Source organism: Microbacterium sp. LCT-H2, assembly GCF_001866135.1.
In the GTDB taxonomy this organism is placed as follows: Bacteria; Actinomycetota; Actinomycetes; order Actinomycetales; family Microbacteriaceae; genus Microbacterium.
Window position 1 is genome coordinate 54,281 of sequence record NZ_MODW01000006.1, and the last position, 17,306, is coordinate 71,586.

The following is a 17,306-nucleotide window of genomic DNA, read 5'->3' on the forward strand; positions in this document are numbered from 1 at the left end:
CCCCACCCTACCCAAGCGCGGGCCCGCCTTCGCGCGCCCGGCCTGCCTCCGCGAGAACAGGCACAGACGCGAGAACAGGCGGCCCCGTCCGGGACCGCCTGTTCTCGCGTGGTTGCCTGTGTCGGCGCGTCAGGGACGGCCGCGGAGGACCGCCTGCTTCACCTCGGCGATGGCCTTGGTGACCTCGATGCCACGGGGGCAGGCCTCGGAGCAGTTGAAGGTCGTGCGGCAGCGCCAGACGCCCTCCTTGTCGTTGAGGATGTCGAGCCGCACGGCGGCGTTGTCGTCGCGCGAGTCGAAGATGAAGCGGTGCGCGTTGACGATCGCGGCCGGGCCGAAGTACTGACCGTCGGTCCAGAACACGGGGCACGACGAGGTGCACGCGGCGCAGAGGATGCACTTCGTGGTGTCGTCGAAGATCTCGCGGTCGGCGATGGACTGCGTGCGCTCCTTGCCCTTCTCCGGCACGGAGTTCGCGACGAGGAACGGCTGCACCTCGCGGTACGACGCGAAGAACGGCTCCATATCGACGACGAGGTCCTTCTCCAGCGGCAGGCCCTTGATGGCCTCGACGTAGATCGGCTTCGAGATGTCGAGGTCCTTGATCAGCGTCTTGCAGGCCAGCCGGTTGCGGCCGTTGATGCGCATGGCGTCGGAGCCGCAGATGCCGTGCGCGCAGGAGCGACGGAAGGTCAGCGAGCCGTCGACCTCCCACTTGATCTTGTGCAGGGCGTCGAGGACGCGGTCGGTGGAGTAGAGCTCTACGTCGTAGTCGACCCAGTGCGGCTCGGCGTCGACCTCGGGGTCGAACCGGCGGATGTTGAAGGTGACGATGAAGGACTGGATCCCGGTGTCTTCGGTCGTCTCGGCCGGCGCTTCGGCGATGGCGTTCGACATGCTCAGTACTTCCTCTCCATCGGCGGGTAGTTCAACTCGCCCTTGTCGTTCTTGGTGAAGACGACCGGCTTCCAGTCGAGCTTGATGTGGTCGCTCGGGTCGGAGGAGTGCGGGTCGCCCGTGAGGTACGCCATGGTGTGCTTCATGTAGTTCTCGTCGTCACGCTTCGGGAAGTCGTCGCGCATGTGTCCGCCGCGGCTCTCCTCGCGGTTCTGCGCGGCGTAGACGACGACCTCGGCGATGTCGAGCAGGAAGCCCAGTTCGACGGCCTCGAGCAGGTCGGTGTTGAACCGGTGGCCCTTGTCGTCGACGTGCACGTTCTTGTAGCGCTCGCGGAGCTCCGCGATCACACCGAGGACATGCTGCAGAGACTCGTGCGTGCGGAACACCTGCGCGCCCTTGTCCATCTCGTCCTGCAGCGTCTTGCGGAGGACCGCGATCCGCTCGGTGCCCTGGTTGTTGCGCAGGCCCTCGAGCATGTCGGAGACGAAGGCGGCGGGGTTCTCCGGCAGCGGGACGAACTCGGCCGTCTTGACGTACTCGACGGCGTTGCGGCCGCTCCTCTTGCCGAACACGTTGATGTCGAGCAGCGAGTTCGTGCCGAGACGGTTGGCGCCGTGCACCGAGACACAGGCGCACTCGCCGGCGGCGTAGAGGCCCGGGACGACGGTGTCGTTGTCCGCGAGTACCTCGCCGTTGTTGTTCGTGGGGATGCCGCCCATGGCGTAGTGCGCGGTCGGCATCACGGGGACCGGCTCGACGACCGGGTCGACGCCCAGATACGTGCGGGCGAACTCCGTGATGTCGGGGAGCTTGGTCTCCAGCACCTCGGCGCCCAGGTGCGTGCAGTCCAGGAGCACGTAGTCCTTGTGAGGACCGGCGCCGCGGCCCTCTGCGACCTCCTGGACCATGCAGCGCGCGACGATGTCACGAGGCGCCAGGTCCTTGATGGTGGGGGCGTATCGCTCCATGAAGCGCTCACCCGAGGCGTTGCGCAGGATCGCACCCTCACCGCGGGCGCCCTCGGTGAGGAGGATGCCGAGGCCGGCGAGACCGGTCGGGTGGAACTGGAAGAACTCGAGGTCCTCGAGGGGGAGGCCCTTGCGCCACACGATGCCGACGCCGTCGCCCGTGAGGGTGTGCGCGTTGGAGGTGGTCTTGAAGATCTTGCCGAAACCGCCGGTCGCGAAGATCACGGCCTTGGACTGGAAGACGTGCAGCTCGCCCGTGGCGAGGTCGTACGCCACCACGCCGGCGATCTGCGTCGCGCCCGCCGCGTCCTTCACGGTGATGAGGTCGAGCACGTAGAACTCGTTGAAGAAGTTGATGCCGAGCTTGACGCAGTTCTGGAACAGCGTCTGCAGGATCATGTGACCGGTGCGGTCGGCGGCGTAGCAGGCGCGGCGGACCGGGGTCTTGCCGTGCTCGGCCGTGTGCCCGCCGAAGCGACGCTGGTCGATCTTGCCCTCGGGGGTGCGGTTGAAGGGGAGACCCATGTTCTCGAGGTCGATGACCGCGTCGATGGCCTCCTTCGCGAGGATCTCCGCCGCGTCCTGGTCGACGAGGTAGTCGCCGCCCTTCACGGTGTCGAAGGTGTGCCACTCCCAGGAGTCCTCCTCGACGTTCGCGAGGGCCGCCGCCATACCGCCCTGCGCGGCACCGGTGTGCGAGCGCGTCGGGTACAGCTTGGAGATCACGGCCGTCCTCGCGCCGGGGCCGGCCTCGATGGCTGCCCGCATCCCGGCGCCGCCGGCGCCCACGATGACGATGTCGAACTGGTGGTAGTGCACGCCGTCACGGACGACGGAATCCTGCGTCTGGGTAGTCACTTCTCGTTTGCCTCTTCTTCTAGCCCTGCGCCTGGCAGGTCTCCCACAGCGTGCTCGACTCGGTCACACCCAGGCACGGGTCGAACGTGAAGACGACCAGGGTGCCGAGGAGGATGAGCAGGCCCGCGGCCAGGCCGAGGGCCCAGACGAGCGCCTTGCGCGCGGTCGGGTTGGTCACGTAGTCGTTCACGATCGTCCGCATGCCGTTGGCACCGTGGATGAGCGCGAGCCAGAGCATCAGCACGTCCCACCACTGCCAGAACGGCGTGGCGAACTTGCCGGCGATGAAGGCGAAGTCGAGGGCGTGGATGCCTTCGCCGAGCATGAGGTTGACGAAGAGGTGGCCGAAGATCAGCACGACGAGCACGACGCCCGAGACGCGCATGAAGACCCAGCCCCACTTCTCGAGGTTGATCCCGCGCTGGCGACGGGCGGGGGCGGCGACGGTCTGGGCGGTCATCAGTGTCCTCCTCCGAAGCCGGCGAACGCGAGCATCAGGTGGCGCGGCACGAAGCCGGCCATGATGATGCCCCACACGAGCAGCACGCCCCAGAAGAGCTGGCGCTGGTACTTGGCGCCCTTCGACCAGAAGTCGACGGCGATGATGCGCAGGCCGTTCATGGCGTGGAACACGATGCCCGCCACGAGCACGACCTCGCCGATCGCCATGACCGGGTTCTTGTATGTGCCGATGACCGCGTCGTACGCCTCCGGCGACACCCTGATCAGCGCCGTGTCGAGCACGTGCACCAACAGGAAGAAGAAGATGGCGACTCCGGTGATGCGGTGAAGCACCCACGACCACATGCCTTCGCGACCCCGGTAGAGGGTGCCGCGGGGGGTCTTGGACGTGGTTTCCGAAATCGACGGTGTCAAGCGAGCGCTTGTGGACACGGTCGTCCTCCCTGGATCGATGTGTTTCGGTCGCGTGCGCTGCTTCGTCCACATCTGGCCTGGAGGAGGGTCAGGCACGCCCGATCGGTGTCCATCCTATTCCCGCGCGGACGCCCCGGGCGACGAAGGCAACCCTAAGTCCGGCGCGTGGTCAGCCGAGCTGCGCGATGCCGTTCCATCCGCTCCCCACCGACCGCGCCGGGAGGAATCCGCCCCGCCCGGTGCCTCCGTACAGCAGGAGCGCGCCCGAGGCGTTCCTGGCGAGGACGTCCTGGGTGCCGTTGCCGTCGAAGTCGCCGGCTCCGGCCAGGGCCGTGAACGATCCCCATCCCTTCCCGATCTGTCGCCCGGCGGCCCAGGTGCCCTTGCCCGTGGTGGCGTAGAGCCAGAGCGTGCCGTCTGCGCGGCGGCCGATGAGGTCGCTGCGGGAGTCGCCGGTGAAGTCGCCGGGGCTGAAGACCGCCGTGAAGTTCTGCCATCCGGAGCCGATGCGCGCGCCGCCGGAGAGCCACCCGCCGCGGCCGTTCCCCCGGTAGAGGAGGAGCTCTCCCGACGTCGTGCGGGCGATCACGTCCGCGAGGCGGTCGCCGTCGAAGTCCATGCCGCCGATGAGCTGGCTGAACCGCGACCACCCGGTGCCGATCGCGACCGGAGCGGCGAAGCCACCGCGCCCGTTGCCGGAGAAGAGCGACAGTCGGCCGTCCGCCTCAACGCGGGCGATGTCGGGGATGCGATCCCCCGTGAAGTCGCCGAGGGGGGTGAAGGCGCGATCGCCCCAGGCGGGGAGGACGGTGGTCGCCGTTCCGAATCGTCCGGTCCCGGTGCCGGGATACAGGCGGAGGTCTCCGGAGGTGGTCCGAGCCAGCACATCGGCCGACCGATCGCCGTTGAGATCGCCGGCGCCCCCGGGCAGGGTCTTCACCGGCGAGCCGACGCCGAAGATCTGCACCCAGTAGGTGCGGTAGCAGGAGCCGGTGGCGTAGCCGACTCCCAGTCCGGTGTAGCGGCGGTCGAGGATGTTGGCCTTGTGACCGGGCGACGCCATCCAGCTCGAGACGACCGCGGCGGCGTCCGGCTGTCCGGCCGCGATGTTCTCCCCGCTCGCCGTCCAGCCGAAGGCGGCGACGCGGGCGCTGCGCCAGGCGGAGGAGCTGTGCTCGAAGGTGCACGACGACGCCAGCTGACGCGCCCACTCCGCGGCGGCAGCATCGAGGCCGGGATCGGACACCAGTGCGGGCAGCCCGGCAGCGGTCCGCTGGGCGTTCGTCCGCGCGAACACGTCACCTGCGGGTCCGCCGGCCGCGGAGGCGACGGCGGGAGTGAGGACGAGGACGGCCAGGACGCCGGCGACGACGGCGGCGGCGAGGCGGCGGACGTGGGCGATCGGGGGTCTGCGGGACCGGCTCATGGGTCGACGATAGCGCCGCCGGTACGCTGGCCTGCATGAGCGAGCCGATCGAAGACTTCTACGCGGTCATCCCTGCCGGCGGCATCGGCAGTCGGCTGTGGCCGCTGTCCCGGGCGGACGCCCCGAAATTCCTGCACGACCTCACCGGCTCCGGCCATTCGCTGCTGCGCGACACATGGGACCGCCTGGAGCCGCTCGCCGGGCCGGACCGGATCGCGGTGGTGACCGGGCGCGCCCATCGTGCGGCTGTGGAGGCGGAGCTGCCCGGTATCGCCGACCTCAACGTCTTCCTGGAGTCGGAGCCCCGCGAATCCGCGGCGGCGATCGGGCTGGCGGCGGCCGTGCTGCACCGGCGCAACCCGGACGTGATCATCGGCTCGTTCAGTGCCGATCACGTCATCCGGGGTACGCGGGTCTTCGAGTTCGCCGTCCGCGACGCGGTCGAGGTCGCGAGGGAGGGTTACATCTGCACGATCGGCATCGCGCCCACGGAGCCGGCGGTCGGCTTCGGCTACATCAAGAAGGGTCCGGAGCTGGTCGTGGAGCGCGCCCGTGAGGCGGCCCTCGTCGAGAGCTTCGTGGAGAAGCCGGATCTGGAGACGGCCAGGGCCTACCTCGCCGAGCGCACGTACCTGTGGAACGCGGGCATGTTCATCGCGAAGGCGAGCGTCCTGCTGGACGAGCTCGCCGCCAATGAGCCCGCGCTGCACGCCGGCCTGCTCGAGCTCGCCGAGGCCTGGGACGACCGGGAGCTCCGCGGGCCCGCCGTCGACCGCATCTGGCCGCGGCTGAAGAAGATCGCGATCGACTACGCCGTCGCGGAGCCGGCGGCACGGCGCGGACGCCTCGCGGTCGTCCCCGGGCACTTCGACTGGGACGACGTGGGGGACTTCGCGTCGCTGACGAAGCTCATCACGAACGGCCGTAAGAACGACCTCGCCGTCCTCGGACCCCGCGCCCGGGTGCTCACCGACGCGGCCAGCGGCATCCTCGTGAGCCAGACCACCCGCGTGATCAGCCTCGTCGGGGTGCAGGACATCGTCGTGGTCGACACCCCCGACGCGCTCCTGGTCACGACGGTCGAGAACGCGCAGCGAGTCAAGGGCGTGGTGGAGTCGCTGAAACTCAACGGACAGGGTGACGTGCTCTGATGAGCACCGCCCCGTGCTCATCGGCAGGGTTGATTTCAGCTTTGTAACCATTGGCCCGGCCGCCCGGCGGCGACGTGCACGAACGTCGAAACACTAGGTAACTTTGATCGATCCGCGATGGCCGCGGGTTCGTTGAGGGAGGCATCCGTGACCATCTCCACCACCAAGAAGCTGCTCGGCGCGACGGTCGCCGCCGGTGTCGTCTTCGCTCTTGCCGGCTGCGGTCAGGCGCCGACCGACGAGTCCGAGGGCGGATCCGCTCCCGTCGACTCCGACTTCAAGCCCTGCCTCATCTCCGACGCGGGCGGCTGGAACGACAAGTCGTTCAACCAGTCGGCCAAGGAGGGCATGGACAGCGCCGCCGACGAGCTCGGCATCAAGCCGCTGGAGTTCGAGTCCGCCAACGACAACGACTACGCGCCGAACCTCGAGACCGCCGTCTCCGAGGGCTGCTCGCTCATCGTCTCGGTCGGCTTCAAGCTGTCCGCCGCCACGGTCGAGTCCGCGCTCGCGAACCCCGAGATCGACTACGCGATCATCGACGACTGGGCCGACAACGACTTCGACGGCACCACCGACGCGCCGAACATCAAGCCCCTCGTCTTCGACACCGCCCAGGCCGCCTACCTCGGCGGCTACGCGGCGGCCGCCTGGTCCGCAGAGGCTGGCGTGAACAAGGTCGGCACCTTCGGCGGCATGCAGATCCCGTCGGTCGCCGTCTTCATGGACGGCTACCAGCTCGGTGTCGAGAAGTACAACGAGGACAAGTCGGCCGACGTCCAGGTCTTCGGTTGGGACGCCGCGACCCAGAAGGGCTCCTTCACGGGCGGCTTCGACGCCAACGACACGGCCAAGCAGACCGCCCAGGGCGTGCTCGACCAGGGTGTCGACGTCATCCTCCCCGTCGGCGGCCCGGTGTACCAGAGCGCCGCGGCGGCGATCAACGACAGCGGCAAGGACACGCTGATGCTCGGTGTCGACAGCGACCTCGCCGTCGCCGACCCCAGCGTCGCCGACATCACGCTCGTCTCGATCATGAAGGCCATCGACGTGGCCGTCCGCGACGCGACGCTCGCGGCCGCCGCCGGCGAGTTCGACCCGGAGCCCTACATCGGCACGCTCGAGAACGAGGGCGTGAAGCTCTCCGGCTTCGGCGACTTCGAGGCGGACCTGCCCGAGGGCCTCATGGACGAGCTGTCCGCCCTGCAGGAGCAGATCATCTCCGGTGACATCACGGTGGAGTCCGAGAACTCTCCCACCCGCTGAGTCGGAGCCGTACCCAGCACGGGGCGAGTGGCGCAGGCTGCCACTCGCCCCGCACTGTGGGCGGCGACGATTCTCCTCGGTGACTCTTCTGGATAAGGTGCAGATATGAAGCTCGAACTTCGCGGCATCACCAAGCGATTCGGCAGCCTCGTGGCGAACGACCACATCGATCTCGTGGTCGAACCCGGTCAGATCCACGCTCTCCTCGGCGAGAACGGCGCAGGCAAGTCGACGCTGATGAACGTGCTCTACGGCCTGTATCAGGCCGACGAGGGCGAGATCCTCCTCGACGACGCCGTGCAGCACTTCCGCGGCCCCGGCGACGCGATGGCCGCCGGTATCGGCATGGTGCACCAGCACTTCATGCTCGTGCCGGTGTTCACGGTGGCCGAGAACGTCATGCTCGGTCACGAGCAGACCAAGGGCCTCGGCACGCTGGACATCGCGAAGGCACGCGAGCACGTGCGCACGGTCGCCGCGCGGTTCGGGTTCGACATCGATCCGGACGCCGTCGTCGGCGACCTGCCGGTGGGCGTGCAGCAGCGCGTCGAGATCATCAAGGCGCTGTCCCGCGACGCCCGGGTCCTCGTCTTCGACGAGCCCACCGCGGTGCTGACGCCGCAGGAGACCGACGAGCTCATGGCCATCATGCGGCAGCTCCGGGACGAGGGCACCGCGATCGTCTTCATCACGCACAAGCTGCGCGAGGTGCGCGAGGTCGCCGACCGCATCACGATCGTCCGGCTCGGACGAGTGGTGGGGGAGGCCTCGCCGACCGCCACCAACGCCGAGCTGGCATCGCTCATGGTCGGCCGCGCGGTCGAGCTGACCGTGCACAAGGAGGCGCCGCGCCTCGGCGAAGGTGGTCTGGAGGTCCGCAACCTCCGGGTGCTCACCTCCACCGGAGCCATCGTCGTCGACGACGTCGACTTCACCGTGCGACCGGGCGAGGTCCTGGCCGTCGCCGGTGTGCAGGGCAACGGCCAGACCGAGCTCGTCGAGGCCATCGTCGGCCTCGCCGCGCGCGTCGAGGGGAACATCATCCTCGACGGCATCGAGCTCGTGGGCAAGAGCGTCCGCGGCATCCTCGACGCGGGTGTCGGGTTCGTGCCGGAGGACCGTACCGAGGACGGCCTCGTCGCCGGATTCTCGGTCGCCGAGAACCTCATCCTCGACCGCTCAGACGATCCCGCCTTCAGCCGGGCCGGGACGCTGCGCCGCGGCGCCCTGGAGGACTTCGCCAAGGAGCGCATCGCGGAGTACGACATCCGCACGCAGGGCCCGTACACCCCCGCGGGCACCCTCTCCGGAGGCAACCAGCAGAAGGTCGTGATCGCGCGCGAGATGAGCCGGGAGCTGCGGCTCTTCGTGGCGGCGCAGCCGACCCGCGGTGTCGACGTGGGCTCGATCGAGTTCATCCACAAGCGCATCATCGAGACGCGCGACGCGGGCGTCCCCGTGATCGTCGTCTCGACCGAGCTCGACGAGGTCGCCGCCCTCGCCGACCGGATCGCGGTCATGTACCGCGGCACCATCGTCGGCATCGTCCCCGGTGACACGCCTCGGGAGACACTCGGACTCATGATGGCCGGAGCGGCCGATGCGGAGGTGACCGCGTGAGCGGCGCGACACCCGGTGCAGGAGACGTCACGAAGGGCCTGCCCCCCGAGCAGCTCCCGCCCAGCACGGGCCTCGCGGACGAGGTGCCCCCGGCCCCGCGCGGGAACGTCGTGCTCAAGGAGATCCTCCGCGGCAGCGCGGTCACGACGATCCTGGCGATCGTCCTCGCGCTCATCGTCGGCGGCATCCTCATCGCCTTCACCAACGAAGACGTGCAGAAGGCCTCCGGCTACTTCTTCGCCAAGCCGAGCGACACGTTCGTCGCGGCCTGGAACGCGGTCTACAACGGCTACGAGGCGCTGTTCCGCGGAGCGATCTTCAACGCCCGTGGCGCAGACTTCGCCGCGCAGATCCGCCCGCTGACGAACACGCTGGGCTTCGCGGCTCCGCTGATCGCCGCCGGCCTGGGCGTCGCCCTCGCCTTCCGCGTCGGCCTGTTCAACATCGGTGCCCGCGGTCAGATGCTCGTCGGCGTCGCGGTCGCGGCCCTGCTGACGTTCAACCTCGACCTGCCGATCTGGTTCCACCTGCCCGTCACCCTGCTGGCCGGTATCGCCGGCGGGGCGCTCTGGGGCGGTATCGCCGGTCTCATCAAGGCACGCACGGGCGCGCACGAGGTGATCCTCACGATCATGCTCAACTACATCGCGTACTACCTGCTGCTGTGGATGATCCGCACGCCCGGGCTCCTGCAGAAGCCGGGGACCAACCAGGCGCTGGGCTCGGCAACGCCGGAGAGCGCGCAGTTCCCGACCCTGCTCGGCCCGCAGTTCCCGCTCCTCGACCTCGGTTTCGTCATCGTGGTCATCGCGACGGTGTTCGTGTGGTGGCTCATCGAGCGCTCCTCGCTGGGCATGCGCATGCGCGCGGTGGGGGAGAACCCGCACGCCGCGCGCGCCGCGGGCATCAGCGTCACGCGCGTCTACGTCTACGCGATGCTCTTCGCGGGTGCCCTCGCCGGCCTCGCCGGGATGAACCAGCTCCAGGGCGCCGTCACCACCGGAGTCACCGAGACCATCGACGCCGGCATCGGCTTCGACGCCATCACGGTCGCCCTCCTCGGACGCAGCCGCGCGTGGGGGACGTTCGCGGCCGGAATCCTGTTCGGTGCCCTCAAGGCGGGCTCGTTCTCGATGCAGGCGCAGGACATCCCCGTCGACATCGTTCTCGTCGTGCAGTCGCTCGTCGTGCTGTTCATCGCCGCGCCGCCGCTGCTGCGCACGGTGTTCTTCCTCCCCAAGTCCGACGCAGAGAAGGCGGCCAAGGCGAGAGCCAAGGCCGCGAAGAAGGCGGTGACGGCATGATGTCGCTCGTGCAGACCGAAGCCGCCGACGGCACGGTGCAGCTCGCCACCGTCCGGGAGCGCCACCTCAAGGCGCCGATCAGCCTCGCGGTCGTCACCGCGCTGCTGGCAGTGCTCTTCCTCGCCGTGCCGCGCAGCGGTATCAGCACGTTCCGCCTCGGCGACCGCACGTCGGCCTTCGAGCTCCCCGACGTGGAGCTGCCCACCGCGCCGACGTTCTGGGTGGTCTTCGCCGTGCTCGTCGTCCTCACGGTCGGGGCCTTCCTCCGGGCCTGGACGTACCGTGCGCCATCGATCTGGCTCATCGTCGCCTATGGCGTGCTCGCGGTCTTCGCGTTCCTCGTCTGGGCCGCGGCCGGGGGCCTCGTCCCCGTCACGAGTCTCCTGTTCGGCGCCGTGTCGCTCTCGGTGCCGCTGGTGTTCGGCGCGCTCGGCGGTGTCATCGGCGAGCGGGCCGGTGTCGTCAACGTGGCCATCGAGGGGCAGCTGCTCCTCGGCGCGTTCTCGGCGGCGCTGCTGTCCAGCATCACGGGCAACGCCTTCGTGGGCCTCATCGGCGCCATGATCGGTGGCGTGCTCGTCGCGAGCGTGCTGGCGGCGTTCGCGATCAAGTACCTCGTCGAGCAGGTCATCGTCGGTGTCGTCCTCAACGTCCTCGTCACCGGCCTCACCGGATTCCTCTACGGCGCGCTCCTCGCCCCGAACGAGGCCGAGCTGAACACCCCGGTCCGCTTCTCGCGCATCGAGATCCCGGTGCTGAGCGACATCCCGATCATCGGTCCGGTGCTCTTCAACCAGACCTTCATCGTGTACCTCATGTTCATCACCGTGGCCGTCGTCGCGTGGGGCCTGTACCGCACCAAGTGGGGCCTGCGCCTCCGCGCGGTGGGCGAGCACCCGCAGGCGGCCGACACGGTCGGCATCCGGGTGAACCCGACGCGGTTCTGGAACGTGCTGCTGGCGGGCGCGATCGCCGGCATCGGCGGCGCGTACTTCACCCTCGTCTCGGTCCCGCAGTTCGGCAAGGAGATGACGGCCGGACTCGGCTTCATCGCCCTCGCCGCGGTGATCTTCGGACGCTGGGACCCGATCCGCGCGACACTCGCCGCCCTGCTCTTCGGGTTCGCGACGAACCTGCAGAACCTGCTCTCGATCCTGAAGACGCCGATCCCCGGCGAGTTCATGCTCATGCTCCCGTACGTGGTCACGCTGCTCGCGGTCGCCGGGTTCGCCGGACAGATCCGGGGCCCTGCCGCCAGCGGCAAGCCGTACATCAAGTCGTAGAACACGCAGGGAAGAAGGAACCACCACCATGACGGACATCGACTGGGACGAGCTGCGCCAGGTCGCCGCGGAAGCCATGACCAAGGCCTACGCGCCGTACTCGCGCTACCGCGTGGGGGCGGCGGCGCTCGTCAGCGACGGGCGGATCGTCGCCGGCTGCAACGTCGAGAACGCCTCGTACGGCGTCACGCTGTGCGCCGAGTGCGCGCTCGTGGGCGACCTGTTCATGTCCGGCGGCGGCCAGCTCGTCGCCTTCGTGTGCGTGAACAACGACGGCGAGACCATCATGCCCTGCGGCCGATGCCGGCAGCTGCTGTTCGAGCACGCCGTACCCGGCATGCTGCTGGAGACGGTCTCCGGCATCCGCACGATCGACGAGGTGCTGCCCGACGCGTTCGGGCCGCGCGACCTGGAGGAAGCACGATGACCGTGGAGCCGTTCGACGCGGTCGATGTGATCCGTGCGAAGCGCGACGGGGGCGTCGTCCCCGAGCCGGCGCTGCGCTGGATGGTGGACGCCTACACGCGCGGCTACGTGTCCGACGCGCAGATGGCGTCCTTCGCGATGGCGATCTTCCAGCGCGGCATGGAGCGCGACGAGATCCGCGTGCTCACCGATGCGATGATCGCGTCCGGTGAGCGGATGAGCTTCGCGACCCTCGGCAAGAAGACCGTGGACAAGCACTCCACCGGTGGCGTCGGCGACAAGATCACCCTGCCCCTGGCCCCGCTGGTCGCCTCGTTCGGCGTGGCGGTCCCGCAGCTCAGCGGCCGCGGCCTCGGCCACACCGGGGGCACGCTCGACAAGCTGGAATCGATCCCCGGCTGGCGCGCGGCGCTCAGCAACGAGGAGATGTTCGCGCAGATGCAGGGCGACGTCGGGGCCGTGATCTGCGCCGCGGGCTCCGGTCTCGCTCCCGCCGACAAGAAGCTCTACGCGCTCCGTGACGTGACCGGCACTGTGGAGGCGATCCCGCTGATCGCCTCCAGCATCATGTCGAAAAAGATCGCCGAGGGGACCGACGCCCTCGTCCTGGACGTGAAGTTCGGCTCCGGCGCGTTCATGCAGGACATCGATCGTGCCCGCGAGCTCGCCCGCACGATGGTCGCGCTCGGCACCGACTCCGGCGTCGCCACCACGGCACTTCTGACCGACATGAACGTCCCTCTCGGCCGCGCGATCGGCAACGCGAACGAGGTCCGCGAGTCGGTCGAGATCCTCGCCGGCGGAGGACCCGCCGACGTGCGGGAGCTGACCGTCGGGCTCGCCAGGGAGATGCTCGCCCTGGCCGGCCAGCCCGATGCGGACGTGGAGGCGGCGCTGGACGACGGCCGCGCCATGGACACCTGGAAGGCGATGATCCGCGCCCAGGACGGCGACCCCGATGCGGCCCTCCCGGTCGCGCGGGAGACGCACGTCGTCACAGCTCCTGCGGACGGCATCGTCACCCGGATGGACGCGCTCCCCTTTGGGATCGCCGCCTGGCGTCTCGGCGCGGGCCGTGCGCGGGCCGAGGACCCGGTGATCTTCGAGGCAGGCATCGACCTGCACGCGAAGCCCGGTGACCGGGTGTCCGCCGGGCAGCCGCTGTTCACCCTGTCGGCGGCGGATGAGGCGCGCTTTCCCCGAGCCATCGAGGCCCTCGAAGGGGCCTGGGAGCTCGGCGACGACGCGCCGACCCTGGGGCCGATCGTCCGCGAGCGCATCACGGCGTGAGGCCCGGGCGCTAGCCTGGACGAACACCCCGCGACCGAGAGGATCCCCATGTCGATCGATGCGAGCGGCGACGTCGCCGTCCAGGGCGTCTCCCTGCGGAGCCTGCCGAAGGTGTCGCTGCACGACCACCTGGACGGCGCCGTGCGTCCGGCCACGATCATCGAGCTCGCTGACGCGATCGGTCTCGACCTCCCTGCCTCCGACCCGTCGGCGCTCGGCTCCTGGTTCGCGAAGAAGAGCGACTCCGGATCGCTGGTGGAGTACCTGAAGACCTTCGAGCTCACCACCGCCGTCATGCAGACCCGCGAGGGGCTGACCCGTGTCGCGCGCGAGTTCGTCCAGGACCTCGCGGCCGACGGGGTCATCTACGGCGAGGTGCGCTGGGCGCCGGAGCAGCACCAGAGCGGTGGTCTCTCCCTGGAGGACGCCGTCGAAGCCGTCCAGCAGGGGATCGAGGAGGGCGAGGATGCGGCGGACCGCGACGGTCGCAGCATCCGCGTGGGGCAGCTCCTCACTGCCATGCGACACACGGACCGCGCTCGGGAGATCGCCGAGCTCGCAGTGGACTTCCGTGGACGGGGTGCCGTCGGCTTCGACATCGCCGGTCCCGAGGACGGCTTCCCGCCGTCGGACCACCGCGCGGCCTTCGACTACCTCGCCGAGAACTTCTTCCCGGTGACCGTGCACGCGGGGGAGGCCGCGGGTCTCGCGTCGATCCGCTCGGCCCTGCTGGACGGTCGTGCGCTCCGCCTCGGACACGGCGTCCGCATCGCGGAGGACCTCGAGGTCGTCACACAGGAGGGCGACGAGGTGCAGGTGCGCTTCGGCGACCTCGCGCGCTGGGTGCGCGACCGGGAGATCCCGCTGGAGCTCTCCCCGTCGTCGAACCTGCAGACGGGGGCCGTCGCCGCGTGGGGCAAGACGCTCGCCGATCACCCGTTCGACCTGCTCTACCAGCTCGGCTTCGCGGTGACCGTGAACGTGGACAACCGCACCATGAGCGCGACCTCGCTCACGCGCGAGCTGGCCCTGCTCGTGCAGACCTTCGAGTACGACCTCGACGACCTCGAGGCCTTCCAGTTCAACGCCGCCGCCGCGGCCTTCCTCCCCGTCGAGGAGAGGGAGGAGCTCGTGGAGATGATCGCCGAGGGCTTCGACGCCTGACATGCGCTCCGGGGGGAGGCCGTCGCGTTCACGAGCCGGCCTGGTCGGCGCGCTCGTCGCCGTCGTAGTCGTCGGAGGGGGTGTGGCGGCGTTCGCGGGGCTGCATCGCGCGCCGGAGGAGCGGGTCCCGAAGGCCCAGGGCACCGTCACGGGGCCCCCGCTCACGCCGTCGCAGCAGATCCTCGCGGACGCAGACGATCCCCGCGCGTGCGCCGTCACGTTCCGGGGCGAGGGGGCGCCGACGGTGCCGATGCTGCAGTTCCAGGACGAGCCGTACCGGGGGCTGCCCATCCCGCAGCTCGACGGCCGGGTGTTCGCGGGCTGGTACACCAGCGCCGACGCCGCCACCGCCTTCACGGTGGAAGCACGCGTGAACGGCGCGGATCCCGTCGCGTGCGCACAGCAGCAGACGGAGCTCTTCGCGGCCTGGAAGACGCCCGAGGAGAATGCGGCCGACGACGTGCTCGTGCCCATCCTGATGTACCACCAGTTCACGGCCGACCCGGCGGGGGAGAGCGGGTGGCTCCGCGGCAACTACGCGTACATCGGCGACTTCGAGGCGCACATGGCCTACATCGCGAGCACCGGCTTCTATCTGCCGACCTGGGACGAGCTCAGCGCGTTCATCGACGGGCGGCTCTCCCTCCCGGTGCGGAGCGTGATCATCACCGACGACGACGCCGATCAGACGTGGTTCGACCTCGCGGTGCCCGTCGTGGACGCGCACCGGCTCCTCAGCACCTCGTTCATGGTCACGGCCTATCGGCAGGACCCCGCACCGTCGCCGTGGGTCCAGCGACGCTCGCACACCCACGATATGCATCAGGCCGGCGACGACGGCAGGGGACGCATGGTCAACGGGACGCCCGCGCAGATCGCCGCCGATCTCGCCACGTCGGGGGACGTGCTCGGCGTCCGCGAGGTGGTGGCCTACCCGTTCGGCCACTACGACGACACCGCGAAGGAGGGTGTCCGGCAGGCCGGTTACGAACTGGCGCGGACCATCGACCCCGGATACGTGGTGATCGGGACGGACAAGCTCGCCCTCCCCGTCGTGCGCATCGATTACGGGATGGGGTTGGAAGCCCTGGTGTCGCGCATCGGGTGACCACCCGTGGCGCGCGAGGATGAGAGCATGCCCGCTTCCGTCTTCCTCGCCGGTCCCGCCTCCTGGAACCGCATCGCCCTCCTCGACCGGCTCCCCGAGCCCGTGCCGCACATGCAGTTCGCGCAGGCGAGCTGGGAGACGGTCGGCGGCACGAGTGCAGGCAAGGCGCTGAGCCTGACGGCGCTCGGCCGCTCCGTCGTGCTGCATGCCGTCGCCGGGGAGGACGAGGACGGGCTCCGGGTGCGTGCGACACTCGAGGCCGCCGGGGTGGTCGCGCAGTGGACGCACGGAACCACGGAACGGCACCTCAACCTGATGACTCCGCAGGGTGACCGGGTGTCGCTGTACCTCTCCACTCCGGGGGAGACGACGGGGATGGAGGACGCCGCGTACGCCACGGCGATGGCCGCCGCCGACGCCGTCGTGCTCGATCTGGCCGCCGAGCCGCGGCGGCTGCTCCCGCTCGCGGCGGCCAGTGGCACGCCGCTCTGGGTCGACGTGCACGACTACGACGGCATCGACGCGTACCACCGGCCGTTCCTGGCGGGGGCCGCGGCCGTCTTCTGCAACGCGGATCGGCTGGCCGACCCGGTGGAGTTCCTGCGCGCCGTCGTCGCGGGGGGAGCGGCGTTCGCCGTGTGCACCCTCGGCGCCGAGGGAGCGGTCGCGGTGGGGGAGGACGGGGCCGAGCTGCGGGTGCCCGCGCTGCCGACCGCCGTCGTCGACACCAACGGCGCGGGCGACGCATTCCTGGCCGGAGTCCTCGACGCGCGGCTGGCAGGAGCGGACCTGGCGTCGGCGCTCTCGGCGGGTGCGCGGTCGGCCGCGGGGGTTCTCTCCACCCGGCACTTGCATCCGCTGCTCGACCCGATCCTCGGGGATCCGCGGGCGGCCTAGGGCGCGACCTGCTCCAGGAAGCCGCCGACGACCTCGGTGACCTCGGCGTGCATCTCCTCGTCGTCGATGGTCGCGGTGCCGTCACCGGACTGGGGCCCGTAGTCACCGAAGGAGGCGTGGGAGGCGCCGTCGATCTCGATGAACTCGGCGTCTGCGGGGAGCTCAGACCGGGCGTCCGCGATCTTCTCCGGCGTGGAGAGGCCGTCCTCACTCCCGGAGACGCTCAGTACAGGAAGGTCGGTGCCTGCGAGGTCGGTCGCGCAGTAGGAGGCGAAGAGGACGAGGGCGTCGGCGTCCGTCGCGAGCTGGCAGGCGCGCACGCCGCCGAGGGAGTGGCCGCCCACGGCCCAGGTGTCCACGTCGGTCGCGGCGCTCGTGAACGAGTCGAGGCCGCGCGGATCGAAGAACGCGAGGTGGAGCCAGGGCCGGGTGATCACGACCGTGGTGCCCTCTTCCGCGAGCCCCTGGAGGATCGAGGCGTAGGCCCACGGGTCGACCTTCGCTCCCGGGATGAAGACGAGTCCGCGGTCGGAGTCGCCGTCCGCGGGCTCCAGGACGATCCCCTCCTCGGCGTCGGTCACGGTGATCGCAGGATTCTCCCGGACGGCGGCGAGCGGTTCGGGCTCTGCGGCCATGACACCGACCTGGCTCCACACGAGGATTCCGCCGACGGCGAGGAGGAGGACGATCGCCACACTCCACAGGACTCGTCTCAGGACGCGGCGTCGGGGCTTCTGCTGCACAGCAGCAACGCTACTCCCGCCCGGAC

Annotated in this window: 16 protein-coding genes; 10 read left to right on the plus strand and 6 right to left on the minus strand. The window is 69.8% G+C overall.

Features of this window, described 5'->3' with window-relative positions:
• Positions 1-129: 129 nt before the first annotated feature.
• From BK819_RS13835 to BK819_RS16890, 5 genes are all read right to left on the minus strand, one after another.
• Positions 130-897, minus strand: coding sequence for a succinate dehydrogenase iron-sulfur subunit (locus BK819_RS13835; RefSeq protein WP_025105655.1), 768 nt, complete (start codon positions 895-897; stop codon positions 130-132).
• Between the two features lie 2 nt (positions 898-899).
• Positions 900-2,726, minus strand: coding sequence for a succinate dehydrogenase flavoprotein subunit (gene sdhA / locus BK819_RS13840; protein ID WP_071329654.1), 1,827 nt, complete (start codon positions 2,724-2,726; stop codon positions 900-902).
• 19 nt (positions 2,727-2,745) lie between these two features.
• Complete coding sequence (locus tag BK819_RS13845; RefSeq protein WP_071329655.1) at positions 2,746-3,186, minus strand: succinate dehydrogenase hydrophobic membrane anchor subunit; 441 nt, start codon at positions 3,184-3,186, stop codon at positions 2,746-2,748.
• The gene (gene sdhC, locus BK819_RS13850; RefSeq protein ID WP_082758508.1) at positions 3,186-3,620 is read right to left on the minus strand and encodes a succinate dehydrogenase, cytochrome b556 subunit; all 435 of its coding nucleotides are present in this window, start codon (positions 3,618-3,620) and stop codon (positions 3,186-3,188) included. The genes BK819_RS13845 and sdhC overlap by 1 nt, the downstream gene beginning before the upstream one ends.
• A gap of 151 nt (positions 3,621-3,771) precedes the next feature.
• Positions 3,772-5,028, minus strand: coding sequence for an FG-GAP-like repeat-containing protein (locus BK819_RS16890; protein WP_071329656.1), 1,257 nt, complete (start codon positions 5,026-5,028; stop codon positions 3,772-3,774).
• Between the two features lie 35 nt (positions 5,029-5,063).
• Here BK819_RS16890 and BK819_RS13860 point away from each other — a divergent pair, with 35 nt between their 5' ends.
• The 10 genes from BK819_RS13860 (at position 5,064) to BK819_RS13905 (ending at position 16,537) form a co-directional block, all read left to right on the plus strand.
• Positions 5,064-6,179: a mannose-1-phosphate guanylyltransferase gene (locus BK819_RS13860; RefSeq protein WP_071329657.1), complete on the plus strand. Its 1,116-nt coding sequence runs from the start codon at positions 5,064-5,066 to the stop codon at positions 6,177-6,179.
• A 147-nt stretch (positions 6,180-6,326) separates the two neighbouring features.
• Entirely contained in the window at positions 6,327-7,445 is a 1,119-nt protein-coding gene (locus BK819_RS13865; protein WP_071329658.1) for a BMP family protein, read from the plus strand.
• Positions 7,446-7,550: 105 nt separating this feature from the next.
• Positions 7,551-9,065 (plus strand): ABC transporter ATP-binding protein, encoded by a 1,515-nt coding sequence (locus BK819_RS13870; RefSeq protein WP_071329659.1) that lies wholly within the window; start codon positions 7,551-7,553, stop codon positions 9,063-9,065.
• Positions 9,062-10,369 (plus strand): ABC transporter permease, encoded by a 1,308-nt coding sequence (locus BK819_RS13875; RefSeq protein WP_071329660.1) that lies wholly within the window; start codon positions 9,062-9,064, stop codon positions 10,367-10,369. The genes BK819_RS13870 and BK819_RS13875 overlap by 4 nt, the downstream gene beginning before the upstream one ends.
• Positions 10,369-11,652 (plus strand): ABC transporter permease, encoded by a 1,284-nt coding sequence (locus BK819_RS13880; protein WP_082749974.1) that lies wholly within the window; start codon positions 10,369-10,371, stop codon positions 11,650-11,652. Before BK819_RS13875 ends, BK819_RS13880 begins: the two co-directional genes overlap by 1 nt.
• 28 nt (positions 11,653-11,680) lie before the next feature.
• Entirely contained in the window at positions 11,681-12,079 is a 399-nt protein-coding gene (locus tag BK819_RS13885) for a cytidine deaminase (RefSeq protein ID WP_025105664.1), read from the plus strand.
• Positions 12,076-13,368, plus strand: coding sequence for a thymidine phosphorylase (locus tag BK819_RS13890; protein ID WP_071329661.1), 1,293 nt, complete (start codon positions 12,076-12,078; stop codon positions 13,366-13,368). The genes BK819_RS13885 and BK819_RS13890 overlap by 4 nt, the downstream gene beginning before the upstream one ends.
• Positions 13,369-13,416: 48 nt before the next feature.
• Entirely contained in the window at positions 13,417-14,532 is a 1,116-nt protein-coding gene (locus BK819_RS13895) for an adenosine deaminase (RefSeq protein WP_071329662.1), read from the plus strand.
• Between the two features lie 82 nt (positions 14,533-14,614).
• Positions 14,615-15,640, plus strand: coding sequence for a polysaccharide deacetylase family protein (locus BK819_RS13900; RefSeq protein ID WP_256209478.1), 1,026 nt, complete (start codon positions 14,615-14,617; stop codon positions 15,638-15,640).
• A 27-nt stretch (positions 15,641-15,667) separates the two neighbouring features.
• Positions 15,668-16,537 carry a carbohydrate kinase family protein gene (locus BK819_RS13905; protein ID WP_071329664.1) on the plus strand — a complete coding sequence of 290 codons (870 nt, stop codon included), beginning with the start codon at positions 15,668-15,670 and terminating at the stop codon, positions 16,535-16,537.
• On the opposite strand, the gene BK819_RS13910 is transcribed toward BK819_RS13905, so the two are convergent.
• Complete coding sequence (locus tag BK819_RS13910; RefSeq protein ID WP_071329665.1) at positions 16,534-17,280, minus strand: alpha/beta hydrolase; 747 nt, start codon at positions 17,278-17,280, stop codon at positions 16,534-16,536. The genes BK819_RS13905 and BK819_RS13910 overlap by 4 nt on opposite strands.
• Positions 17,281-17,306: the final 26 nt, after the last annotated feature.

What these genes read in the sequence shown, in the direction of transcription:
- BK819_RS13835 (WP_025105655.1), bottom strand. Translation starts at nt 897, where the DNA reads ATGTCGAACGCCATCGCCGAAGCGCCGGCCGAGACGACCGAAGACACC.
- BK819_RS13845 (WP_071329655.1), bottom strand. Translation starts at nt 3,186, where the DNA reads ATGACCGCCCAGACCGTCGCCGCCCCCGCCCGTCGCCAGCGCGGGATC.
- BK819_RS16890 (WP_071329656.1), bottom strand. Translation starts at nt 5,028, where the DNA reads ATGAGCCGGTCCCGCAGACCCCCGATCGCCCACGTCCGCCGCCTCGCC.
- BK819_RS13860 (WP_071329657.1), top strand. Translation starts at nt 5,064, where the DNA reads ATGAGCGAGCCGATCGAAGACTTCTACGCGGTCATCCCTGCCGGCGGC.
- BK819_RS13870 (WP_071329659.1), top strand. Translation starts at nt 7,551, where the DNA reads ATGAAGCTCGAACTTCGCGGCATCACCAAGCGATTCGGCAGCCTCGTG.
- BK819_RS13880 (WP_082749974.1), top strand. Translation starts at nt 10,369, where the DNA reads ATGTCGCTCGTGCAGACCGAAGCCGCCGACGGCACGGTGCAGCTCGCC.
- BK819_RS13885 (WP_025105664.1), top strand. Translation starts at nt 11,681, where the DNA reads ATGACGGACATCGACTGGGACGAGCTGCGCCAGGTCGCCGCGGAAGCC.
- BK819_RS13890 (WP_071329661.1), top strand. Translation starts at nt 12,076, where the DNA reads ATGACCGTGGAGCCGTTCGACGCGGTCGATGTGATCCGTGCGAAGCGC.
- BK819_RS13895 (WP_071329662.1), top strand. Translation starts at nt 13,417, where the DNA reads ATGTCGATCGATGCGAGCGGCGACGTCGCCGTCCAGGGCGTCTCCCTG.
- BK819_RS13905 (WP_071329664.1), top strand. Translation starts at nt 15,668, where the DNA reads ATGCCCGCTTCCGTCTTCCTCGCCGGTCCCGCCTCCTGGAACCGCATC.